This window comes from Acidovorax sp. GW458-11-26-14-TSB4, assembly GCF_059423865.1.
Map to the genome: position 1 here is coordinate 236228 of NZ_JBWKYR010000001.1, position 21387 is coordinate 257614.

Genomic DNA, 21387 nt, shown 5'->3' on the forward strand with positions numbered 1-21387 from the left:
CAGTGAGCGCAACACCGCAGCCTGCAGGCCTGCCGCCGGAGATCGCGGCCCTGCTGCCGCAGCTGCTCGGCGACGAGGGCATCTACTTCGTGCCGGTGCGCCACCACAGCCCGGCCTGCGCCTGGGCGCTGCGCCACCTGCTGCGCGAAGTGCGCCCGGCCGCGGTGCTGATCGAGGGACCGGACGACCTGGACAGCCTGCTGCCCCTGCTCAGCGACCCGCTGACCCGCACCCCGGTGGCCTGGCTGTGCCAGGCCACGCGCGAGCGCAAGGCTGAGCCGCCTACGGCAGACGACGACGCGGAGCAGGGTGAGCCAGCCGGCCCCCGCACGGTGACCAGCAGCTCCTTCTACCCCTTGTGCGACTACAGCCCCGAATGGATCGCCGTGCGCGAGGGTGCGGCTCTGGGTGCGCAGGTTGCACTGATCGACCTGCCCTGGCGCCAAAAAGCATGGGAACGCCGTTACGGCGGCGATGGCGATGCCGAGGACGGCACTACAGCCCCCGACGCCGCGCGCAGCCAGATGGAGGAGCGCCACTTCGCCCACAGCCGCTACCTGAACGCCATGGCGCGCCAGCTCGGCTGCGTGGACCACCATGACCTGTGGGACCGGCTGTTCGAGCTGCGCACACCCGAGGCCCTGGCCGACTGGCGCACCTTGTTCGCCGATGTGTTCAGCTGGTGCGCCATGGCCCGGCAGGACTACGAGCCCGAGGTGCTCGAAGCCGAACTCAGCCTGCCGCGCGAGCGCCACATGGCGGCCCACATCCGCCGCTGGCGCAACGAAGTGCAAGGCCCCATCGTCGTGGTGACCGGCGGCTTTCACACCCCCGAACTGCTGCGCAGCTGGAAAGCTGCCAAGCCCCTGGCCACCAGCGCCAAGGCCAAAAGGGCCCCCAAGACGGCCGAGCCCGAGGCCTGGCTGATCCGCTACAGCTTCGAGCAGCTCGATGCGCTCAACGGCTACAGCGCGGGCATGCCGTCGCCGGGCTACTACCAGCAGGCGTGGGAGGCGCTGGAGGCCGGCACCGCGCACGCCATGGCACCGGCGGTCCACCCCCTCACCGCCGTGGCCCTGGACACCCTGGCCCGCTTTGCCCAGCAGACCCGGGCACAGGACCAGACCGACGCTGTCTCCACCGCGCTGGTGCAGGCCGCTGCGCTGCAGGCCGTGCGCCTGGCCGAGTTGCGCGGCAATGCCGGGCCGGGCCGGCAGGACCTGCTGGACGCGATCCGCTCATGCTTCGTCAAGGGCGCGATGGACGAGGGCACGCGCGGCTTCACGGCCGACCTCCGGTCCTTCCTCGGCGGCACCCGCATCGGCGACGTGCCGCCCTCGGCCGGCTCGCCGCCGCTGATCGAGGATGCACGCCGCCTGGCCCGTGCGGCCGGCGTGCGCCTGGACGACAGCACCGCGCGCACGGTGCGGCTGGACCTGTACCGCAAGCCTTCCCACCGCGAGCGCAGCCGCTTCCTGCACGCCATGGCCTACCTCGATACCGACCTGGCCAAGTGGGTGGCCGGGCCCGACTTCATGGGCGGCAGCCGGTTGAACATGCTGTTCGAGGAATGGCGTGCGGCCTGGTCACCGATGGTGGAGGCGCGCCTGATTGCCCTCGCCAGCGAGGGCGCAAGCGTGGAGGCGGTCTGCCTCGCGCGGCTCATGCGCGAAGAAGCAGCGCTGTCCGAGCACGGCCGCGGGCGCAGCGCCAGCGCCGCCGTGGCCCTGTTGCAGCGCGCCTGCCTGGTGGGCCTGCACGCACGGCTGCCGCAGCTGCTGGCCATGCTGTCGGAGCACCTGGGCGAAGACGCCTCGCTGTCCTCCGTGGTCGAATGCGGGCACCGCCTGGTCACGCTGTGGCGGGCGCGCGAGCCGCTGGGTGTGCAGCAAAACCCGCAGCTGCGCGATCTGCTGCTGCGCGTCTGGCCTGCGGCGCTGTACCTGCTGCCCCCACTGGCCCAGACCGCGCCGGACGCAAAGGAGCCGGCCGTGCGGCTGCTGCTGTCGCTGCGCGAGCTGGGGCGCCTGCTGGCGGGTCTGGACGATGCCGGCACGGGCGCCATCGATGCCGGCCTGCTGGTGGAGCACCTCACGCGCTTTGCCACCGGCGCCGGCTGCGCACCCGGCGTGGCCGGTGCCGCCACCGCGCTGCTCTACCTCGACGGCCACTGGGACGACGCGGCACTCGATGCCGTGGTGCGCCAGCGCTTCGGCCCAGGCGCGCTGCCGCACGAGGCCGTGCAGTTCCTGAACGGCATGATGACCGCCGCACCCGAGCTGCTGCTGCGCCTGCCGGCCCTGCTGCAAGGCCTGGATGCGCTGGTGCGGCAGTGGGACGACGAGGCCTTCGTGGCCCACCTGCCGGACCTGCGCCAGGCCTTCACCGGCCTGCGCCCGCAGGAGACCTCGGACCTGGCTACCAAGGTGGCACAACTGCACGGCGCAAGCGACGCTGCAGCCGCCTCACTGGCCGGCATGCACTACGAGACCACCGAGGAGGACTTGCACGCCGGCCTGCGCCTGCAGGCGCTGCTCGAAGCCAGCCTGCAGCGCGACGGGCTGCAGCACTGGATCCGCTGAGCTATTCGGTAGCGTTGGAAATCACGCCGCCGCCCAGGCAGACATCGCCGTCATACAGCACGGCCGACTGGCCGGGCGTCACGGCCCACTGGGCGTCGGGAAACTGCAGAGAGAGGCCCGCACCATCAGCCGCCACCACGGTGCAGGGCGCATCGGGCTGGCGGTAACGGGTCTTGGAGCCGTACGTGCCTGGGGGCGGCGCATGGCCGGCCGTCCAGCTCACGTCCTGCGCCGTGAGCGCGTGCGACAGCAGCCAGGGGTGGTCGTGCCCCTGCACCACGCGCAGCGTGTTCTTGGCGAGGTCCTTGCGCGCCACGAACCAGGGCTCGTGCTCGCCACCGCCGCGCTGGGCGCCCTTTTCCTTGATGCCGCCAATGCCCAGGCCCTGGCGCTGGCCCAGGGTGTAGAAGGACAGGCCCACATGCTTGCCCAGCGTGCGGCCCCGGTCGTCCTGGATGGGGCCGGGCGCATGGCTGATGTAGCGGTTCAGGAACTCGCGGAACGGCCGCTCACCGATGAAGCAGATGCCGGTGGAGTCCTTCTTCTTGGCATTGGGCAGTCCGATCTCCTCGGCAATGCGCCGCACCTCGGTCTTGTGCAGCTCGCCCACGGGGAACAGGGTCTTGGCCAGTTGCGCCTGGTTCAGGCGGTGCAGGAAGTAGCTCTGGTCCTTGGCGGGGTCCAGGCCCTTGAGCAGCTCGAACAGGCGGGTGTCGGGGTTCTGGCGCACGCGCGCATAGTGCCCGGTGGCGATCTTCTCGGCGCCCAGGCGCATGGCGTGGTCGAGAAAGGCCTTGAACTTGATCTCGGCATTGCACAGCACGTCGGGGTTGGGCGTGCGGCCGGCCTGGTACTCGCGCAGGAACTCGGCGAACACCCGGTCCTTGTAGTCGGCCGCGAAGTTCACGTGCTCGATATCGATGCCGATGACGTCGGCCACGGCGGCCGCGTCCACGAAGTCGATGTTGGACGAGCAGTACTCGCTGTCGTCATCGTCTTCCCAGTTCTTCATGAAGATGCCGACCACCTCGTGGCCCTGCTGCTTGAGCAGGTGGGCGGTGACGGCCGAGTCCACGCCGCCGGAAAGGCCGACGACGACGCGGTGCTTGGTGGGTGCTGTCATCCTGCCAATTGTATTTTTTTGGCGGTCCGCACGCTGCGCGGGCGCGCATTACGCGTAGCCACCAGCAGGTCATAGAGCTGCTGGGCCGCCGGCGACAGGGAGCGGCCCCGGCGCTTGATGAGCCCCATCTGCCGCGTGACCACCGGCTCCACCAGGGGAATGCTGACCAAAGTGGGGTGGTCCTTGCCCGGCATGGCCAGGCTGGGCACGGCGGCCACACCCAGGCCGGCCTCGACCAGGCCAAGCAGGGTGGTCACGTGCTTGGCCTCGTACAGGCACTGCGGCCGGTCGGGCACGTTGGCCAGCGCCAGGTCCATGAGCAGGCGGTTGCCCGAGGTCTTGCCCACCGACATGAAATCGTGCTGGCCCAGCTCCGCCCAGGTGACCTGCTTGCGCCGCGCCAGCACATGGTCGCGCCGGCAGGCGGCGACGAAGCGTTCGGCCAGCACCGGCTTGAATTCGATCTCGGCCTCCTGGCTGCCGATGAAGTTCAGGCCGAAGTCGGCGTCGCCCTGGGCCACGGCCACCAGCACCTCGTTGGCGCTGGCGTCGTGAACCTTGACGCGGATGCGCGGAAACATCTCGTGGTAGCGCTTGACCACCTGCGGCAAAAAGTAATACACGGCCGAGGGCACGCAGGCGATCGTCACCTCGCCCATGCGCCGCGCGGCCACGTCGCCCAGGCCCATGAGCATGCCGTCCAGATCGTCGAGCCACAGGCGCGTCTTGCGCGCGAAGTCACGGCCCACGGCGGTGAGCGTCACGCGACGCGTGGTGCGGTCGAGCAGGCGCACGCCCAGGGCCTCTTCGAGCTTGTCGATGCGGCGGCTGAAGGCCGGCTGCGACAGGTGAATGGATTCGGCCGCGGCGCGAAAGCTCTGCAGCTCCGCCACGGCGGCAAAGGCCTGGATGTCGGCGAGGTCGAATTTGTGGTGCATGGGCCTCCAGGGGGTGCACAGCGCGTTGCACACCGTGCATCAATGCTTCGCAAAGTTGCAATTTACAGCGCTGATTGGAGCACGTACAGGCACCAGATTCTATTGCGCCCAGTGCATCAATCATTGCCAACAATGCAATTCACAAACAAACCGGGGCGCCGCACCATGCGGACCCATGAGCTACCACCTTCCTTGCGTCCTGATGCGCGGCGGCACCTCCCGGGGGCCGTTCTTTCTGGCCAACTGGCTGCCCGCAGACCCGGCAGAGCGTGACCGCACGCTGATAGCAGCGCTGGGCTCGCCGCACGAGCTGCAGATCGACGGCCTGGGCGGCGGCAACTCGCTGACCAGCAAGGTCGCCATCGTCTCGCGCTCGGCCCATGCCGGCTGCGACGTGGACTACCTCTTCGCCCAGGTCAGCGTGGACGAGGCCCGCGTGGACACCCGCCCCAACTGCGGCAACATGCTCAGCGGCGTGGGCCCCTTCGCGATCGAGCAGGGCCTGGTGCCCGCCAGCCGCACGGGGGACGTGACGCGCGTACGCGTCTACAACGTCAACACCCGTTCGCGCATCGACCTGCAGGTGCAGACCCGCGGCGGCCGCGTGCACTACGAGGGCGACGTGCGCATCGATGGCGTGCAGGGCACGGCCGCACCGGTGCTGATGAATTTCCTCGACGCCTGGGGCGCCGTCACGGGGCAGATCTTCCCCACCGGGCAGCGCATCGACACCATCCAGGGCCTGCCGGTGACCTGCATCGACGCCGCCCAGGTGATGGTGCTGGTGCGCGCCGCGGACCTGGGCCTTCGCGGCGACGAGAGCCCCGCCGAGCTCGATGCCGACACCGCGCTGCTGGCACGCCTCGAAGCCCTGCGCTGCGAGGCCGGGCTGCGCATGGGCATGGGCAATGTCTCGGGCAGCGTGCTGCCCAAGCCGGTGATCGTCTCCGACGGACCGGCGCCCGGCAGCATCGCCTCGCGCTACTTCACCCCGCGGCGCTGCCACCGCTCGCATGCCGTGACCGGCGCCATCGGCGTGGCGGCCGCCCTGGTGCTGCCCGGCACCGTGGCCAGCGACACGCGCACCGCGCCCAGCGCGGGCACGCGCCGCGTGGAGGTGCTGCACCCGGCCGGCCGCATCCACGTGGACGTGGAACTCGCCCTGGTGGACGGCCAATGCACGCTGGTGCAGGCCGCGCTGGTGCGCACGGCCCGAAAGATCCTGGAAGGCACCTTGTTCGTCGCACAAGCCGCTGCAGCCCACCCCTGATCCCCTTCGCTTACCCCATCCACAACGACATGACCGGAGACAAGACCATGACCCACCCTTCTGCCCTCCCTCCAACGCGCCGCCGCATGCTGGCCGCCGCACTGGCCCTCGCCACGCTGGCCGGTGCACCGCTGGCGGCGCACGCCGCCTTTCCCGAGCGCTCCATCACCCTGGTCGTGCCCACGGCCGCCGGGGGCGGCAACGACGGCATGGCGCGCGTGGTGGCGCAGAAGATGTCGCAGCTGCTGGGCCAGTCGGTGATCGTGGAGAACAAGGCCGGCGCCAACGGTGCCATTGCCGCCGAGTTCGTGGCGCGCGCTGCGCCCGATGGCCATACCATCCTGTTCGGCTACATCGGTACGCACGGCATGAGCCCAGCCCTGCAGAAGCTGCGCTACGACCCCATCACCCAGTTCGAGCCCATCGGCATGGTCTGCTACTCGCCAACGCTGATGGTCATCAACCCCAAGGTGCCCGCCAAGACGGTGGCCGAGTTCGTGGCGCTGACCAAGGCGCATCCGACTTCCTACAACTACGCCTCGGCCGGCAACGGCACGGCGCCGCATTTCTCGGCCGAGATGTTCAAGCTGGAGAGCGGCGCGCAGATGGCGCATGTGCCCTACCGCGGCTCGGCCCCGGCGATGAACGACACCATGGCCAACCAGACGCAGGTGATGTTCCCCAGCCTGTTCTCGGCCTCGTCGCACGTCAAGAACGGCAAGCTGCGTGCCCTGGCGCTGGCCGGGCCCAAGCGCTCCTCGCTGATGCCCGATGTGCCCACGCTGGAGGAGGCCGGCATCAAGGGCGTGGAGATCACCCAGTGGTACGCGCTGTTCGCGCCGGGCAAAACGCCCAAGGCCGTGGTGGACCAGCTCAACAAGGCACTCAACACCGCCCTGGCCGACAAGGACGTGGCGCGCCGCATCGAAGAGCAGGGCGCCGTGGTGGACAGCAGCACGCCCGAGGCCTTGGCCCAGACCGTGCGCCAGGAACTGGCCAAGTGGCGCGGCGTGGTACAGAAAGCGCAGCTGACGGCCGATTGACCCTGCCGGAAAAGAACGAAAACCACCGAGGAGACCGCATGAAGAACACGACCGGCGCCCTGTGCGCCTTGTCCGCACTGTTGGCCTGCGCGCCCGCGTTCGCCCAGACCGCATCCACCCAACTCACGCTCTACGGCGTGGTGGACCTGGGCCTGCGCCACGCCAGCGGGCTCACGGCCGCTAATGCGCCCGCCCCCGGCTCGCACCACAGCCTGGGCAGCGGCATCCACACCACCAGCCGCTGGGGCGTGCGCGGCAGCGAAGACCTGGGCGGCGGCGCCCGCGCGCTGTTCCACCTGGAAAGCGGCCTCAATGCCGACACCGGTGCGCCCGCCAACAGTGCCAAATACTTCGACCGCGCCTCATGGGTCGGGCTGCAGAACGCCTGGGGCAGCATCGCGCTGGGGCGGCAGACCACGCTGCTGGCGGACGCCATCTCGCCCGTGGACCCGCTGGCCATGCGCTTTGCCAGCGTCAACCCCAACATCGGCGTCACCGCGCTGAGCCAGCACGGCCTGGGCATCGAGTACGGCAGCGCGGGCGCCAACACCGGCTCCTACCGGCTGGACAATGCCGTCAAGCTCAGCGGCCGCTGGGGCGGCCTCACCGCGCGGGCAATGCTGGGGGTAGGCGAAGTCGCATCCCAATCGTCCGCTTTGTCCTCGCACGGCCTGGGCCTCGCCTATGCCGATGGCGGCCTCACCGTGTCCGGCGCCTGGCAGACCTTCAAAGACGCCAACCTGCGCCCGCTCGATGCCGCCACGCTGGGCGCGGTGTACCAGTGGGGCAGCGTGCGCCTGGCCGCCAACGCCGGGCGCAGCAAGGCGCAGACGGGCGCGGCCACGCACACTGAGCAGCGCGTGCTGTCCACAGGCGCCACCTGGGCAGCACTGCCGCTGCTGGACCTGACCGCCACCTACTACAAGATCGACCGCACACGCACCGCTGCAGCCGACGACGGCTACGGCCGCATGGTGGCCTTTGCCGAGTACAAGCTCTCGCGCCGCACGCGGGTCTATGCCGAACTGGACCACACACGCTGGCGCAACAACTTCCAGGGCGCGGCCAACAAGCGCACGGCCACCGGCGTTTCCGCTGGTGTCATGCACAGCTTCTGAAGCGGCTACACGAACTTGCCCGTAATGCCGCCGTCTACCACCAGCTCGGTGCCGGTCACATAGGCCGATGCATCGCTGGCCAAAAAGGCGCAGGCATGGGCCACGTCCCAGGCGGTGCCCATGCGGCCCATGGGCACCTGGCGGGCGCGCGCGGCGCGCGCTTCATCCAGGCTGGTGTCCGAGAACATCTTCGCTACCGTGTTGGCGATGCGCGGCGTGTCGATCAGCCCCGGCACCACGGTGTTGGCACGCACGCCCTGGCCCGCGTACTGCTGGGCCACCATGCGCGTGAAGTGCGTGACCGCGGCCTTGGTCACGCCGTAGGCCAGGTGCGGGTAGCCCAGGTAGCGCATGCCCGCGATGGACGAGATGGTGATGATGGAGCCGCGCCCGCGCTCCACCATGCCGGGCAGCACCTCCTGGCAGGCCAGCAGCAGGCTGCCCACGTTCACGCCGTGGATGCGCTCCAGGTCTTCGGCGCTGGTTTCCAGCGGGCCGCCGGTCTTGCCGATGCCCACGTTGTGGTGCAGCACGTCGATGGCGCCGCCAAAGCGCTCGCGCGCTTCGGCGAACAGGCGCTTCACGTCCGCCGCCTCGGCCACGTCGCCCACGAAGGTGGCGGCCGTGCCGCCCTCGGCCTGGATGAGCGCCATGGTCTCTTCGGCCGAGGCCGAGTCGCGGTCGGCCACGCAGACGCGGGCACCCAGGCGCGCATAGGTCACGCAGGCCGCACGGCCAATGCTCCAGCCCGGCCCGGCCGACCCGCCGCCGGCCACGAAGACCACGCGGCCCGACAGGTCCAGCGGCAGCGCGGGTGGCATGCTGCTTGTCGCGCTCATGGCGCCAGCCCCACGGTCATGCCGCCGCACACATAGACCACCTGGCCCGTGATGAAGCCCGCACGTGCGTCGAGCAGCGAGGCCACCAGGTGCGCCACCTCCTCGGGCTGGCCCATGCGGCGCACGGGGATGGTGTCCAGAATGCGCTGCGTGGCCGGCGCGCCGGGCGGGTTCACGCGCTCGAAGAGCTCGGTGGCGATGGGCCCGGGGCCGATGGCGTTGGCGGTGATGCCGTCGGCACCCAGCTCCAGCGCCAGGGTGCGGGTGAAGCCGTGCACCGCTGCCTTGCTGGCGGCATAGGCGATGCGCTCGCCCTTGCCCAGCGCAGCACGGCTCGATATGTTGACGATGCGCCCGAAGCGCGCCGCGCGCATGGCCGGCAGCAGGGCCTGCACGCAGGCGATGGCAGCGGCCAGGTTGACGGCCATCACGGCCTGCAGGTCGGCACTGGTGGCGGCATCGATGCCGGCGGGCCGCACGATGCCCGCGTTGTTCACCAGGCGGGTGATGGGCCGCGCAGCCACCGTGCGGGCCAGCGCGTCGCGCAGCGCAGCCTCGTCGGCCAGGTCCACCTGCACGAAGGTTTCATGCGCGCCGAGGCTTTCCGGAGCCGCGATGTCGAAGTTCACGACCTGCAGGCCGTCGGCCATCAGCCGCGTGGCCACCGCACGGCCTATGCCCCGGCTGGCGCCGGTGACGAGCACGGTGCCTTCATTGGCGCTCATGCCTGGCCTTCCTGGCCTGCGCCGCCCACGAAGGGAATCGCATGCTCGATGGTGTCCCAGATGAAGCGGCCCGAGGGGCTGTTCTGCTCTTCCACGATGTGCGCCACCAGACCGGCCGCGCGCGAGATCACGGCAAAGCCGCGCATCACCGCCGTGGGCACGCCGATCTCGCCCAGCAGCGCGGCCACGGCGCCCGTGGCGTTGATGGTGATGGCGCGGCCGGCCACTTCGTCCACGGCATGGGACAGGGTCTCCAGCGCGCGGATTTGGTCGCCCTGCAGTTCGGCTTCGGCGCGGCCCATCTCCAGCAGCTTGTAGGCACGCGGGTCCACCGGCTTGTGCAGGTGGTGGCCGAAGCCCGGCACGGGGGACTTGAGCCCCTTGTAGTGGCGCGCGATGGCCAGCGCCTCGGCCTTCGGTTCGGCCGCGCCCGCGATGCGGTCGAGCAGGCCGGCGCAGTTCTCCATGGTGCCCACGAAGGAGCTGCCCACGGCCAGCAGGCCGGCCGATACGGCGCCCTGCAGGTTCTCGGGCGCGCTCATGTAGATCAGGCGCGTGGCGATGGCGCTGGGCGTGAGGCCGTGCTCCATGAGCACGATGAGCACCACGTCGGTGATGCGCAGGTCCACGCCGCGCGGCGCGCGGCCCAGGATCTGCATGAGCATCACCTCGGTGAAGGTCTTCTTCCCCATCAGGTCCTCCACCAGGTTCGCATCGCGGTAATGCAGGCTGGTCAGGGTGTGGGTGCACAGGCGGGTGACGGGGGTCTTGGAAGCGGTAGTGGTCATGTGAATGGTTCCTTCAGGCCGTGGTGGCCAGTGCGGCCAAAGCCGCATCGCGCACGGCGGACTTGAGCACCTTGCCCACGGGCGAGCGCGGCAGGCTCTCGTGGAAATGGATGTGCTTGGGCGTCTGCACCGGGCCCAGGCGTTCGCGCACAAAGGCGATCAGCTCGGCCTCCGTAGCCTGCTCGCCGGGGCGCCGCTGCACGGCGGCCTGCACGGTCTCGCCCCACTTGTCGTCGGGCAGGCCGAACACCGCGCATTCGTGCACCGCCGGGTGCTGGCCCAGCGCGTTCTCCACGTCCACGGGGTAGACGTTGAAGCCGCCGGTGATCACCATGTCCTTGAGCCGGTCCTTGAGGTAGACGTAACCGCGCTCGTCGATGAGCCCGCGGTCGCCGGTGTGCAGCCAGCCGTCCACCAGGGTTTCGGCGGTCTTCTCGGGCAGGCGCCAGTAGCCGGTCATGAGCAGATCGCCGCGCGCCACCACCTCGCCCACCTCGCCGGTGGGCAACAAGCGGCCATCGGGCGCCATGATGGCCACGTCGCTGAACCAGGTGGTGCGGCCCACGGCCGCCCAGTTGGCCGGGTCCTCGAAATCCTCGGGCTGCATCACCGTGAGGATCTGCGGCGCCTCGGTCTGGCCGTAGGTCGTGCCCAGCACCGGGCCGAAGAAATCGCGCACCTGGCGGATCTTCTCGGGCGGCATGGGCGCGCCGCCGTAGATCAGCCGGCGCAGGCGCGGAAAGTCCGCGCGCGATACGCCAGGCAGCGCCATCAGCATGTAGACCAGCGTGGGCGGCATGAAGCACACCGTGCCGCCGCGCTCGCGGAAAGCCGTGCGCACGGCCTCGGCGCCCGCGCCGCCCAGCACCACATGGCAGCCGCCCTGCGCCAGGATGGGCAGCAGGTAGGTGGAGGTACCGTGCGTGATGGGCGCGGCCACGATGTAGCGCTCGTGCTCATCGAAGCCCCAGGCGTGGATCTGGTTGGTGATGTTGGCCATCCACGCGCGGTAGGGCTGCATCACGCCCTTGGGCACACCCGTCGTGCCGCCCGTGAACTTGATGGCCTGGGTGGCATCGTCCGGCAGGTCGATCACGGGGCGCAGTGCGCCGGCGTGCGCGGCGGCCAGGTCCGCCAGCCCTGCGGTTGTCAGCAAGGTCCCGGGGGCCCCGTCGAGCAGATCGGCGCAGGCCGCGTCCAGCACCAGGATGGACGGCTCGGTCGCATCGATGATGCGGCGGATCTCGGGTCGGGTGCTCTTGGGGTTGAGCGGCACCCAGACCTTGCCGCAGGCCAGCACCGCCAGCAGCGCAGCGATGTGGTCGGCGCTGTTGCCGGCGCAGATGCCGACGCGGCTTTGCGGCGCCGGGTCGATGGCGGTAAAGCCGGCCGCGAGCGCCGCCACGCGCGCGGCCAGCGCGTCGTAGCGGATGGCACCCTCGGGCGCGTCGATGGCGATGCGGTCGGGCCAGCGCTGGGCGGCGCGCCAGAAGAAGTCGATGGGGAACATGGGAAGCAGGGTCGTGGTGGGTGAGGGGTCGCTTACTCGGCGGTGGCGCCGGAGGCCTTGACGACCTCGCGCCAGCGCTTGATCTCGGCGGCGGCAAAGCTGCGCATCTTGTCGGGCGTGCCCGAATCGGGCGTGGCGGCCAGCTCCTGCAGGCGGCTGCGCACCTCGGGCTGGGCCAGCACCTTGTTCAGGGCGGCGTTGAGCTGCTCGACCACGGGGCGCGGCGTGCCCGTGGGCGCAGCCAGGCCGAACCACGACTGCACGTCGAAGCCCGCATAGCCCGACTCGGCCAGCGTGGGCACATCGGGCAGCAGCGGCGAGCGCTGGGCGCTGGTGATGGCAATGGCACGCAGCTTGCCTGCCTGCACATGCGGCAGGGCCGAGGGTGTGTTGTCGAACATCGAATCCACCTGGCCGCCCAGCAGGTCGGTCACGGCCGGCGCGCTGCCGCGGTAGGGCACGTGCAGCATCTTGAGCTGGGACTGCATCTTGAACATCTCGCCCGAGAGGTGGATGGACGAGCCGCTGCCCGAGGACGCGAAGGTGATGCCGTCCTTGGACTCCTTGGCATAGCGCACGTAGTCGGCCAGGTTCTTCACAGGCAGCTTGGGGTTGACCACCAGGATGTTGGGGATCTTGGCGATCATGCCGATGGGCTCGAAGTCCTTGACCGGGTCGTAGCCGAGCTTGGGGTAGAGCGAGGCGTTGATGGTGTTGGCGATGGTGTAGACGTACAGCGTGTACCCGTCGGCCGGGGCGCGCGCCACGTTCTCGGCGCCCACGTTGCTGTTGGCGCCTGCGCGGTTGTCCACCACCACGGGCTGGCCGAGCTGGTCGCCGAGCTTGACGGCCACCAGGCGCGCGATCACATCGGTGGCGCCGCCGGCTGCATAGCCCACGACGAGCTTGATGGGCTTGGCAGGCCAGCCCGTGGCGCTGGCGGTCTGGGCCTGCAGGGGCAGGGCGGTGGTGCAGGCGAGGGCAGCGGCGGCCAGGGCCAGCAGGCGCCGGCGCGGCGCGATAACGGTGGTGGTGTGCGAGCTCATGTCTTGTCTCCTGGATGTGTTGGAAAACCTGTCTTGGCGCCCCCTGCGGCGTGGCTCTGCGGCACACTGCGCGTTGGTTGCATCGACGGACAAATTCTTTCCCATGCCCTCCCGACCCGCGAATCGAAACGTCCGCCTGCCGGACGATTCAGCCCAGAGCCTGTTGGCAGATGGCACTGCCGAGGACCCGGGCAGCCGTACCCTGCGCCGGGGGCTGCAGGTGCTCGACGCCATCCTGGCCAGCGGGCGCGAAGGCCTGCGCGTGATCGAGCTGTGCCGCGCCGCGGGCCTGGAGCGCGCCACCGTCTACCGCCTGCTGGCCACCCTGCTCGAAGGTGGCCATGTGGCCCGGCGCGGGCGTTTCCACTACGTGGCCGGGCCGCGCCTGGCGGCCGTGGCCGCGCCCACGGCCCTGCCCAACATGGCCATGCGCCTGACACCGGTGCTCGAACGCGTGAGCCGCGCCTGCGGCGATGCGGCCTTTGCCATCGTGCGCGAGGGGCCGGCCTCGCACTGCATTGCGCGCCACGTGGGCACGCACCCGGTGCAGATCCTGGTGATCCAGGTCGGCACGCGCCAGCCCCTGGGCGTGGGCGCGGCCGGGCTGGCGCTGCTGGCAGCGTTGCCCGACGACGAGGTGGACACCTGCATCGCGGCCAATGCGCAGGCCCTGCCGCACTATGGCGGCATGACGCCCGAGCGCCTGGCCCTGCTGGTGCGCGCGACGCGCGAACGCGGCTGGTCGGTGGTGGGCAACCACGCCACCCAGGGCGTGCTGGCCGCCGGCATGGCCGTGCGCAACGCAGAGGGCGCACCGGTCGCCGCGATCAGCGTGGCCTCGACCCTGGACCGCATGCCGCGCGAGCGCCAGCAGCTGATTGCACGCTGGATGCGCGAGGCCCTGGCCGCACTGCTGCCGAACGGGGTGTGACTCCTGCGCTTGTGCGAACATTGCGCCATCACACAAGATGATGGCTGAGCGCCGCACACGGCCCGAAGGATTCCCCGATGGAACTGAGACAACTGCGCTATTTCGTGCGCGTGGTGGAGCGCGGCTCCATGAGCCGCGCCGCGCTGGACCTGGACGTGGTGCAGTCCGCGCTGAGCCAGCAGATCACCCGGCTCGAAGGGGAGCTGGCCACCCGCCTGCTGCACCGCACGCCGCGCGGCGTGGCGCCCACCGAGGCCGGGCTGGCCTTCTTCCGCGAGGCGCAATTGACCCTGCGCCATGCCGAGCAGGCCGTGCGCGCGGCGCAGCAGGCACGCCTGTCGGGCACCGTCACCGTGGGCCTGGCGCCCACCACCTCGGGCGTGCTGGGCCTGCCGCTGATGCAGGCCATGCGCAGCCGCTACCCCGACGTGCGGCTGCACATGGTCGAAGGCATGTCGGGCCACCTTACCGACATGCTGCATGCGCGCCAGCTCGACCTGGCCGTGCTGTTCGACACCCGGCTGCACCAGGCGCAGCAGTCGGGCACCGCGCGGCGCTGGCAGGTGCTGCCGCTGCTGGAGGAAGACCTGTTCCTGATCTGCGCGCGCGGCGGCCCGGGCGCGCGCCGCCTGCCCGAGACCATCACCGTGGCCGAGCTCGGCGACGAGCCGCTGATCCTGCCCACCGGCCCGCACGGCCTGCGCAGCACGCTGGACACGGCCTTCGCGCGCGACCGCGTGGCCCCGCACATCGTGCTGGAGGTCGACTCCCTGGCCATGGTCATGGCCGCGGTGGACGCCGGCCTGGGCTCCACCCTGCAGCCCTGGGCGGCCATGGGCCGCTATCCCGATGCCGCCCGGCGCTTCCAGTGCGCGCGCCTGACCGATGCGCCCGCGCGCCGCGTGAACCTGCTGTGCAGCCTGTCGGAGGACGAGCTCTCGCCCGCCGCGCTGGCCGCCCGCGTGGTGGTGGCCGACTGCGTGCGCGGCCTGGTGGGGGCCGGCCAATGGTTCGGCACCACCCTGATCGAAAGCGCCCCAAGCCATCACGATTCGTGATACCTGCATGACCTGAACCCGCTGCACGCCCTGCAGCGGTCTCCCTACAGTGGCACCACCACGACATGCGGCGGCAGCACCGCCCGGAGACCACGATGATGCGCAGGACGAGCCCCCGCGCTCCCCGCAGAGGGGAGCGCTGACCCATGGAGACGAGCACTACCCCCGACGTGCTGGTGATCGGCGGCGGCAATGCCGCCCTGTGCGCCGCGCTCATGGCGCGCGAAGCCGGCGCCAGCGTGCTGCTGCTGGAGGCGGCCCCGCGCGCATGGCGCGGCGGCAATTCGGCCCACACGCGCAACCTGCGCTGCATGCACGACACCCCCCAGGACGTGCTGGTCGACGCCTACCCCGAAGAAGAGTTCTGGCAGGACCTGCTCAAGGTGACCGGCGGCCTGACCGACGAGCACTTGGCGCGCCTGGTGATCCGCGCCTCGGGCACCTGCCGCGACTGGATGCGCCGCCATGGCGTGCACTTCCAGCCCTCGCTGGCCGGCGCGCTGCACACGGCGCGCACCAATGCCTTCTTCATGGGCGGCGGCAAGGCGCTGGTCAACGCCTACTACCGCAGCGCCGAGCGCCTGGGGGTGCAGGTGCGCTACGAAGCGCCCGTGGAGCGCATCGAGACCGAGGGTGGCCGCTTCATCGCCGCGCACTGCAACGGCCAGCGCATCCGTGCCCGCGCCTGCGTGCTGGCCGCCGGCGGCTTCGAGTCCAACCGCGAATGGCTGCGCGAGGCCTGGGGCCAGAACGAGCGCGGCGAATGGCCGTCGGACAACTTCCTGATCCGCGGCACGGCCTGCAACCGCGGCGTGCTGCTGCGCCACCTGCTGGAGGACCACGGCGCCGACCGCATCGGCGACTCCACGCAGGCCCACATGGTGGCCATCGACGCGCGCGCGCCGCTGTACGACGGCGGCATCTGCACCCGCATCGACTGCGTCTCGCTCGGCGTGGTGGTCAACCAGCAGGCCGAGCGCTTCTACGACGAGGGCGAGGACTTCTGGCCCAAGCGCTACGCCATCTGGGGGCGGCTGGTGGCCCAGCAACCCGGGCAGATCGGCTACTCCATCATCGACAGCCAGGCCGTGGGCCGCTTCATGCCGCCGGTGTTCCCGGGCGTGCAGGCCGACAGCCTGCCCGAACTGGCCCAGCGGCTGGGGCTGGACGTGGACCGGTTTATGCACACCCTCGATGGCTACAACGCTGCCTGCCGTGTGGGCCGCTTCGACCACACCGCGCTCGACGACTGCCATACCGAGGCCCTCGTGCCCGCCAAGACGCACTGGGCGCGCCCCATCGATACGCCGCCGTTCTACGGCTATGCCCTCAGGCCCGGCGTCACCTTCACCTACCTCGGCCTGCGCACGGACGAGAGTGCCGCCGTGCACTTCGGCGGACAGGCCAGCCCGAATCTCTTCGTGGCCGGCGAGATGATGGCCGGCAATGTGTTGGGCAAGGGCTATACGGCCGGGGTCGGCATGTCCATCGGCACGGCTTTCGGGCGCATCGCGGGCACGAACGCCGCGCGCGCAGCACAGAGCCAGGAGGTGGCCCATGCAGTCGCTTGAGGCCCTGGTGCAGGACGCACGGGAGCTGGCCGATGGCGCCATCGTCTCCTTGTCAGCCCCCGAGACCGAGGTCGCGCGCCAGATGCAGATCTGCAATGCCTGCCGCTACTGCGAAGGCTTTTGCGCCGTGTTCCCGGCCATGACGCGGCGCCTCGAATTCGGCCAGGCCGATATCCATTTTCTGGCCAACCTGTGCCACAACTGCGGGGCCTGCCTGCACGCCTGCCAGTACGCTCCGCCGCACGAATTCGCGGTCAACGTGCCGCAGGCCATGGCCCAGGTGCGCGGCCAGACCTATGCCGACTACGCCTGGCCACCCGCGCTGGGCGCGCTGTACCAGCGCAATGGGCTCACGCTGGCGCTGGCCCTGGTGGCAGGGCTCACGCTGTTTTTGCTGCTCGCAGTGGTGCTGCAGGGCCAGGGCCTGGCGGCGCTGTGGGGCCAGAACCTGGGTGGCAATTTCTACCGCCTGTTCCCGCACAACCTGCTGGTGGGCCTGTTCGCGCCGGTGTTCCTATTCGCCACGCTGGCCCTGGCCCTGGGCGTGCACCGCTTCTGGTGCGACGTATCGCCCGCGACCAGCGGGGCACCCCTGAGCGGCCCTGCCGCGGTCGAGGCCACGGATGCGGTGCTGCGCCTGAAGTACCTCGATGGTGGCCATGGCGAGGGCTGCCACGAGGAGGACGACGCCTACACCCTGTGGCGCAGGCGCTTCCACCACCTGACCTTCTACGGCTTTGCGCTGTGCTTCGCGGCCACCAGCGTGGCCACGCTGTACCACTATGCCTTGGGCTGGGCCGCGCCCTACGATCTGCCCAGCCTGCCCAAGCTGCTGGGCGCCGTGGGCGGCACCGCCCTGGCGCTGGGCACGGCCGGGCTGTGGCACCTGAACCACCGGCGCCACCCGCAGCACGGCGACGCCGCCCAGAAGCCCATGGACCGGGCCTTCATCGCCCTGCTGTTCCTCACCAGCACCAGCGGCCTGGCGCTGTGGCTGGCGCGCGGCACCCCGGCCCTGGCCCTGCTGCTGTGCCTGCACCTGGGCGCGGTGATGGCGCTCTTTGCCACCATGCCCTACAGCAAGTTCGCCCACGGCATCTTCCGCACCGCGGCCCTGCTGCGCCATGCGGTGGAAAAGCGCCAGCCCCACCCCATCGGCCTGGGCGATGACTGAATCCCAAAGACCCACCAAGGAGACACACCGATGAAAAAACGCCAATGGTTGTTGCTGCAGGCGACGGCACTCACCACCCTGGCCCTGTCCACGCCCGCGCAGGCCCAGGACTTTCTGCCCAAGAAACCCGTCACCCTGGTCGTGGGATTCGCCGCCGGCGGCGCGGCCGACGCGGCAGCCCGGCTGATCGCCAAGAAGCTGGGCGAGAACATCGGCCAGCAGGTGGTGGTGGACAACAAGGGCGGTGCGGGCGGCAACATCGCGCACCAGTTCGTCGCCAATGCCGCGCCCGACGGCACGGTGCTGCTGCTGGGCTCGATCGGCCCGCTGACCATCGCCCCGCACCTCATGAAGCTGCCGTATGACCCGTTCAAGGACCTGGCCCCTGTCTCGGGCGGGGTGAACTTCCCCAACGTGCTGGTGGTGCACAAGGCCACGGGTGTGAAGACGCTGGCCGAGTTCGTGCAGCTGTCCAAGAAGAAACCCGGCAGCGTGGACTTCGCCTCCACCGGCGCGGGCTCGGCCTCGCACCTGGCGGGGGAACTGTTCAACCAGCGCGCGGGCATCGACATGGTGCACGTGCCCTACAAGGGCGGCGCCCCTGCCCTGCAGGACCTGCTGGGCGAGCGCGTGGCCTCGTACTTCTCGGCCCCGCCCACGGCCATGCCGCATGTGGAGGCCGGCCGGCTGGTGCCGCTGGCCACCACCGGGCTCACACGGCCGGCCTATCTGCCGGGTATCCCCACGGTGGCCGAGTCGGGCTTTTCGGGCTTCGAGGCGCTCAACTGGTATGCCTTCGTGGCGCCGGGCAAGACGCCCGCGGCAATCCTGGACCGCTGGAACAAGGAGATCGTGGCCGTGCTCAACGACCCGGCCGTGAAGGAGGCGCTGGACAAGCATGGCCTGACGCCGCAGCCCACCACGCGTGCCGAACTCACAGCCTTCATGAAAAAGGAATCGGCCCAGTGGGCCGCCATCATCAAGGAGCGCAAGCTCACGGCGGAGTAGCAGCCGCAGCGGCCGGCAGGTCGGCGCGCACCAGGCCATCGCGCAGCAGCCCGGCAAGCCATGGCGCCAGCACATCGGGCGTGGGCAGCAGGCCTTCGGCCTGCAGCAGCCCGCAGGCCTGCTCCACCGAAGCGCCCGCCTGCAGGTGGGCGACCCATGCCGCCTCCTGCCTGTCCAGCGTGCGAAAGTGCGGCTGGTGTCCCTTGCGCCAGACCAGCAGCGTGGCCGGCTCCGCTAGCGCAAAGGCCTCAGGCACCTCCTCATCGGCATGGATGGCATTCCACAGGGCCACGGCATTGGTGGTGAGCGGGCGCAGCAGCGCGCTCGGGTGCAGCACCGCGCGGCGGTGGGTCCAGGCCCCATCGGATGCGGCATCGCCATCCAGCGCCGGTACATCGGCGCCATCGAAGCGCGTGCGCAGGTCCCAGTCGAGCCGGGCCAGTTCGTAGAGCTCCGGGTTCTCCGGGTAGAGCGTTCGCAGCACGCCGGCCAGGTCCTCGCCATAGCGGTTGAGGCTGCGCACCGTGGGCGGGTGCGCCACGGCGTAGTCACGTGCATGGGCCTCGAAGATGCCCGAGCCCATGTACAGCCAGGTCTTGGCATGGGTGTCGGCCAGCACTTCCGCCAGCCGCGCGCGGTAGGCATGGTGGTAGATGCCTAGGCGGCCCTCCACGGGGTCATCGTCCGCAAGAGGCTGCAGCGGCTCGGCCAGGATGCGGTCGGCCAGCTCCTGCTGCTGCATTTGCAGCGGCCGCGCGGGCAGCGGCGTGGCGCCTGGCCAGGAAAGGGTCGCCTGCTCCAAGGCACCCGCCCGCGGGACATGCTCGGTGGCAATGCGCCGCGCCACGGTCATCTCGTCCAGCAGTTCGGCCAGTGGCGGGATGCGGTCGTCGCGTTCGACCATGGTGGCCACGGCGCCGAAGCGCGCGCAGGCCTGGGCATACAGCTCCCACACGGGCGGGGCTACCGGGTGGTCGTGGGTGTCGATGATGTGGTCGCCCAGGTCCGAATGGCCGGCCAGGTGGATCTGCTGCACGCGGTGTGCGGGCAGCGCATCGAGGTAGGCCAGCGGGTCGAAACCGTGGTTCACGCTGCTCACGTGGATGTTGTTCACGTCCACCAGCAGCAGACAGTCGGCCTCCTGCGCGATGTGGGCCAGAAACTGCCATTCGCTCGCGCTGTCGTCCGCATAGCGGATGTAGCTGGAGACGTTCTCCAGCACCAGCCGGCGGCCCAGCACATCCTGCGCGCGGCGCACCTGGGCGATCACATGGCGCGCCGAGGCATCGGTGTAGGGCAGCGGATACAGATCGTGCAGCCACTGCCCGGTGCCCGGCCCCACCCAGCACAGGTGGTCGGAGACCCACAGCGGCTCAATGCGGTCGGCCAGCGCCTTGACCTGGCGCAGGTAGCCGAGGTCCACGCCCTGCGCCGAGCCGATGGACATGGCCACGCCGTGCATGGCCATGGGGTAGTCGCGCCGCAGCGCATCGAGCACCGCCAGCGGCTTGCCGCCCTCGACGAGGTAGTTGTCGGTGATGATCTCCAGCCAGTCGAGCGGCTGGGGAGCAGCAAGAAAATCCGCGTAGTGCGGGGTGCGCAGGCCCAGGCCGAAGCCGGTGCCGCGCACAGCGATGGGGTCATGTGCCATGGGGAGCAGGCGGCTGCGGCATGGCACAGCCACCAGGGGCCATCACCCCTTGATATCACCGATAGTGCCCTTTTCGCTCAGGCACTGGGCTGCGGTCTTGGCCTTGAAGCCGTGGCCCTTGCAGGCGTTCTGGCCCTTGCAGCTGTGCTCGGCGGTGGAGCAGTCGCTGTTGCCCTTGCACTCGTGCACGTTGTAGCAGTGCACCTTGTCGTTGGCGGCAATGGCTGCGCCCTTGGAACCCTTGGGGGCGTCGGCGGCAAAGGCACCAGAGGACAGGGCCAGCAGCGCCGCGGCCAGGGCGAGGGATGCGGAAGAAGAGGAAGAAGACGTGGTGGTGTGCAGCATGGTGGATGGCTCCAGAAGGATGGGGTCGAAACAGGGGTTGTTCAGATCGCGCGGCGCCACGCTCTCTGCCTGTTAGTTCGTCCCGTCCACCACGCCGGTTACATGCGGTCCGGAAAAAATCCTCTGCGCATCCCGCGCGGTCTCAGCCCGGGGCCTGCGTCACCGAGATATCGGTGTGCACCAGCGATACCGGGTAGCGCTGGCCGGCCAGGTAGTCGGCCAGGCATTGCAGCAGCAGCGGGCTGCGGTGGCGCTCGGGGCACGCACGGATCTCTTCGGCCGTCATCCACACGGTGCGCACGATGCCTTCATCGAGCGCGCGCCATGCATGGTGCGTGCCCAGGTTGCCGGCAAAGGCAAAACGCAGGTAGGTGATGTCGTCGCCCGTGCGCGTCTTGGTGAAGCGGTTGAGGTACACACCGATGATGTGCAGGGGCTCGAAATCGAAGGCGGTCTCTTCGAGCACCTCGCGCGCGCAGGCGGTGATGGGCGACTCGCCCGGGTCCAGGTGGCCGGCGGGGTTGTTGAGCTTGAGGCCATCGGTGGTCTCTTCCTCCACCAGCAGGAAGCGGCCATCGCGTTCAATGACAGCGGCCACGGTGACATTGGGTTTCCAGCGGTTGGGCATGCCACCCATTATGACCACCGCCTGCGACGGATGCCCAGC

19 protein-coding genes are annotated in these 21387 nt (G+C 70.1%); 9 read left to right on the forward strand and 10 right to left on the reverse strand.

Annotated elements, in window-relative coordinates; genetic code table 11:
* The first annotated feature begins 2 nt into the window (after nucleotides 1-2).
* On the forward strand, nucleotides 3-2582 hold the full coding sequence (locus AC07X5_RS01130) for a DUF5682 family protein (protein WP_494768729.1): 2580 nt from the start codon (nucleotides 3-5) through the stop codon (nucleotides 2580-2582).
* A 1-nt stretch (nucleotide 2583) separates the two neighbouring features.
* Here the strand turns inward: AC07X5_RS01130 and mnmA are convergent, their stop codons facing one another.
* Nucleotides 2584-3705 carry a tRNA 2-thiouridine(34) synthase MnmA gene (mnmA, locus tag AC07X5_RS01135; RefSeq protein WP_494768730.1) on the reverse strand — a complete coding sequence of 374 codons (1122 nt, stop codon included), beginning with the start codon at nucleotides 3703-3705 and terminating at the stop codon, nucleotides 2584-2586.
* Entirely contained in the window at nucleotides 3702-4643 is a 942-nt protein-coding gene (locus tag AC07X5_RS01140; RefSeq protein ID WP_494768731.1) for a LysR family transcriptional regulator, read from the reverse strand. The genes mnmA and AC07X5_RS01140 overlap by 4 nt, the downstream gene beginning before the upstream one ends.
* Before the next feature lie 175 nt (nucleotides 4644-4818).
* Between AC07X5_RS01140 and AC07X5_RS01145 the strand changes: the two genes are divergently transcribed.
* Genes AC07X5_RS01145 through AC07X5_RS01155 form a run of 3 tightly spaced genes read left to right on the forward strand, consistent with a single transcriptional unit; the run spans nucleotide 4819 to nucleotide 8074 of the window.
* Nucleotides 4819-5913: a 4-oxalomesaconate tautomerase gene (locus AC07X5_RS01145; protein WP_494768732.1), complete on the forward strand. Its 1095-nt coding sequence runs from the start codon at nucleotides 4819-4821 to the stop codon at nucleotides 5911-5913.
* Nucleotides 5914-5960: 47 nt separating this feature from the next.
* Nucleotides 5961-6956: a Bug family tripartite tricarboxylate transporter substrate binding protein gene (locus tag AC07X5_RS01150; RefSeq protein WP_409954628.1), complete on the forward strand. Its 996-nt coding sequence runs from the start codon at nucleotides 5961-5963 to the stop codon at nucleotides 6954-6956.
* 38 nt (nucleotides 6957-6994) lie between these two features.
* Complete coding sequence (locus AC07X5_RS01155; RefSeq protein ID WP_494768733.1) at nucleotides 6995-8074, forward strand: porin; 1080 nt, start codon at nucleotides 6995-6997, stop codon at nucleotides 8072-8074.
* Nucleotides 8075-8079: 5 nt separating this feature from the next.
* On the opposite strand, the gene AC07X5_RS01160 is transcribed toward AC07X5_RS01155, so the two are convergent.
* Genes AC07X5_RS01160 through AC07X5_RS01180 form a run of 5 tightly spaced genes read right to left on the reverse strand, consistent with a single transcriptional unit; the run spans nucleotide 8080 to nucleotide 12982 of the window.
* Nucleotides 8080-8913, reverse strand: coding sequence for an SDR family NAD(P)-dependent oxidoreductase (locus AC07X5_RS01160; protein WP_494768734.1), 834 nt, complete (start codon nucleotides 8911-8913; stop codon nucleotides 8080-8082).
* Nucleotides 8910-9638, reverse strand: a complete 729-nt coding sequence (locus AC07X5_RS01165) for an SDR family oxidoreductase (RefSeq protein ID WP_494768735.1) — start codon at nucleotides 9636-9638, stop codon at nucleotides 8910-8912. The genes AC07X5_RS01160 and AC07X5_RS01165 overlap by 4 nt, the downstream gene beginning before the upstream one ends.
* Nucleotides 9635-10426 carry a citryl-CoA lyase gene (locus tag AC07X5_RS01170; protein WP_494768736.1) on the reverse strand — a complete coding sequence of 264 codons (792 nt, stop codon included), beginning with the start codon at nucleotides 10424-10426 and terminating at the stop codon, nucleotides 9635-9637. Before AC07X5_RS01170 ends, AC07X5_RS01165 begins: the two co-directional genes overlap by 4 nt.
* A gap of 13 nt (nucleotides 10427-10439) precedes the next feature.
* Entirely contained in the window at nucleotides 10440-11936 is a 1497-nt protein-coding gene (locus AC07X5_RS01175; RefSeq protein WP_494768737.1) for a class I adenylate-forming enzyme family protein, read from the reverse strand.
* 32 nt (nucleotides 11937-11968) lie between these two features.
* Entirely contained in the window at nucleotides 11969-12982 is a 1014-nt protein-coding gene (locus AC07X5_RS01180; RefSeq protein ID WP_494768738.1) for a Bug family tripartite tricarboxylate transporter substrate binding protein, read from the reverse strand.
* Nucleotides 12983-13085: 103 nt separating this feature from the next.
* Here AC07X5_RS01180 and AC07X5_RS01185 point away from each other — a divergent pair, with 103 nt between their 5' ends.
* From AC07X5_RS01185 to AC07X5_RS01205, 5 genes are all read left to right on the forward strand, one after another.
* Nucleotides 13086-13913, forward strand: a complete 828-nt coding sequence (locus AC07X5_RS01185; RefSeq protein WP_494768739.1) for an IclR family transcriptional regulator — start codon at nucleotides 13086-13088, stop codon at nucleotides 13911-13913.
* A 77-nt stretch (nucleotides 13914-13990) separates the two neighbouring features.
* The gene (locus AC07X5_RS01190; RefSeq protein WP_494768740.1) at nucleotides 13991-14971 is read left to right on the forward strand and encodes a LysR family transcriptional regulator; all 981 of its coding nucleotides are present in this window, start codon (nucleotides 13991-13993) and stop codon (nucleotides 14969-14971) included.
* A gap of 146 nt (nucleotides 14972-15117) precedes the next feature.
* Nucleotides 15118-16542 (forward strand): FAD-dependent tricarballylate dehydrogenase TcuA, encoded by a 1425-nt coding sequence (gene tcuA / locus AC07X5_RS01195; protein WP_494768741.1) that lies wholly within the window; start codon nucleotides 15118-15120, stop codon nucleotides 16540-16542.
* A complete protein-coding gene (gene tcuB, locus AC07X5_RS01200; protein WP_494768742.1) occupies nucleotides 16529-17716 on the forward strand; it encodes a tricarballylate utilization 4Fe-4S protein TcuB in 1188 nt (395 codons plus the stop codon). Before tcuA ends, tcuB begins: the two co-directional genes overlap by 14 nt.
* Nucleotides 17717-17746: 30 nt before the next feature.
* Nucleotides 17747-18724, forward strand: coding sequence for a Bug family tripartite tricarboxylate transporter substrate binding protein (locus AC07X5_RS01205; RefSeq protein ID WP_494768743.1), 978 nt, complete (start codon nucleotides 17747-17749; stop codon nucleotides 18722-18724).
* On the opposite strand, the gene bufB is transcribed toward AC07X5_RS01205, so the two are convergent.
* The 3 genes from bufB to AC07X5_RS01220 all read right to left on the reverse strand — a co-directional run bounded on the left by bufB (nucleotide 18711) and on the right by AC07X5_RS01220 (nucleotide 21348).
* Nucleotides 18711-20375 carry an MNIO family bufferin maturase gene (gene bufB, locus AC07X5_RS01210; RefSeq protein WP_494768744.1) on the reverse strand — a complete coding sequence of 555 codons (1665 nt, stop codon included), beginning with the start codon at nucleotides 20373-20375 and terminating at the stop codon, nucleotides 18711-18713. The genes AC07X5_RS01205 and bufB overlap by 14 nt on opposite strands.
* Nucleotides 20376-20417: 42 nt before the next feature.
* Nucleotides 20418-20720 carry a BufA2 family periplasmic bufferin-type metallophore gene (bufA2, locus tag AC07X5_RS01215; protein WP_409954641.1) on the reverse strand — a complete coding sequence of 101 codons (303 nt, stop codon included), beginning with the start codon at nucleotides 20718-20720 and terminating at the stop codon, nucleotides 20418-20420.
* Between the two features lie 142 nt (nucleotides 20721-20862).
* Nucleotides 20863-21348, reverse strand: coding sequence for an NUDIX hydrolase (locus AC07X5_RS01220; protein WP_409954642.1), 486 nt, complete (start codon nucleotides 21346-21348; stop codon nucleotides 20863-20865).
* Nucleotides 21349-21387: the final 39 nt, after the last annotated feature.

Bases quoted from the DNA above. Each gene is read 5' to 3' on its own strand.
- mnmA (WP_494768730.1), bottom strand. From the start codon at position 3,705: ATGACAGCACCCACCAAGCACCGCGTCGTCGTCGGCCTTTCCGGCGGC.
- AC07X5_RS01140 (WP_494768731.1), bottom strand. From the start codon at position 4,643: ATGCACCACAAATTCGACCTCGCCGACATCCAGGCCTTTGCCGCCGTG.
- AC07X5_RS01145 (WP_494768732.1), top strand. From the start codon at position 4,819: ATGAGCTACCACCTTCCTTGCGTCCTGATGCGCGGCGGCACCTCCCGG.
- AC07X5_RS01150 (WP_409954628.1), top strand. From the start codon at position 5,961: ATGACCCACCCTTCTGCCCTCCCTCCAACGCGCCGCCGCATGCTGGCC.
- AC07X5_RS01155 (WP_494768733.1), top strand. From the start codon at position 6,995: ATGAAGAACACGACCGGCGCCCTGTGCGCCTTGTCCGCACTGTTGGCC.
- AC07X5_RS01160 (WP_494768734.1), bottom strand. From the start codon at position 8,913: ATGAGCGCGACAAGCAGCATGCCACCCGCGCTGCCGCTGGACCTGTCG.
- AC07X5_RS01165 (WP_494768735.1), bottom strand. From the start codon at position 9,638: ATGAGCGCCAATGAAGGCACCGTGCTCGTCACCGGCGCCAGCCGGGGC.
- AC07X5_RS01170 (WP_494768736.1), bottom strand. From the start codon at position 10,426: ATGACCACTACCGCTTCCAAGACCCCCGTCACCCGCCTGTGCACCCAC.
- AC07X5_RS01175 (WP_494768737.1), bottom strand. From the start codon at position 11,936: ATGTTCCCCATCGACTTCTTCTGGCGCGCCGCCCAGCGCTGGCCCGAC.
- AC07X5_RS01180 (WP_494768738.1), bottom strand. From the start codon at position 12,982: ATGAGCTCGCACACCACCACCGTTATCGCGCCGCGCCGGCGCCTGCTG.
- AC07X5_RS01185 (WP_494768739.1), top strand. From the start codon at position 13,086: ATGCCCTCCCGACCCGCGAATCGAAACGTCCGCCTGCCGGACGATTCA.
- AC07X5_RS01190 (WP_494768740.1), top strand. From the start codon at position 13,991: ATGGAACTGAGACAACTGCGCTATTTCGTGCGCGTGGTGGAGCGCGGC.
- tcuA (WP_494768741.1), top strand. From the start codon at position 15,118: ATGGAGACGAGCACTACCCCCGACGTGCTGGTGATCGGCGGCGGCAAT.
- tcuB (WP_494768742.1), top strand. From the start codon at position 16,529: ATGCAGTCGCTTGAGGCCCTGGTGCAGGACGCACGGGAGCTGGCCGAT.
- AC07X5_RS01205 (WP_494768743.1), top strand. From the start codon at position 17,747: ATGAAAAAACGCCAATGGTTGTTGCTGCAGGCGACGGCACTCACCACC.
- bufB (WP_494768744.1), bottom strand. From the start codon at position 20,375: ATGGCACATGACCCCATCGCTGTGCGCGGCACCGGCTTCGGCCTGGGC.
- bufA2 (WP_409954641.1), bottom strand. From the start codon at position 20,720: ATGCTGCACACCACCACGTCTTCTTCCTCTTCTTCCGCATCCCTCGCC.
- AC07X5_RS01220 (WP_409954642.1), bottom strand. From the start codon at position 21,348: ATGCCCAACCGCTGGAAACCCAATGTCACCGTGGCCGCTGTCATTGAA.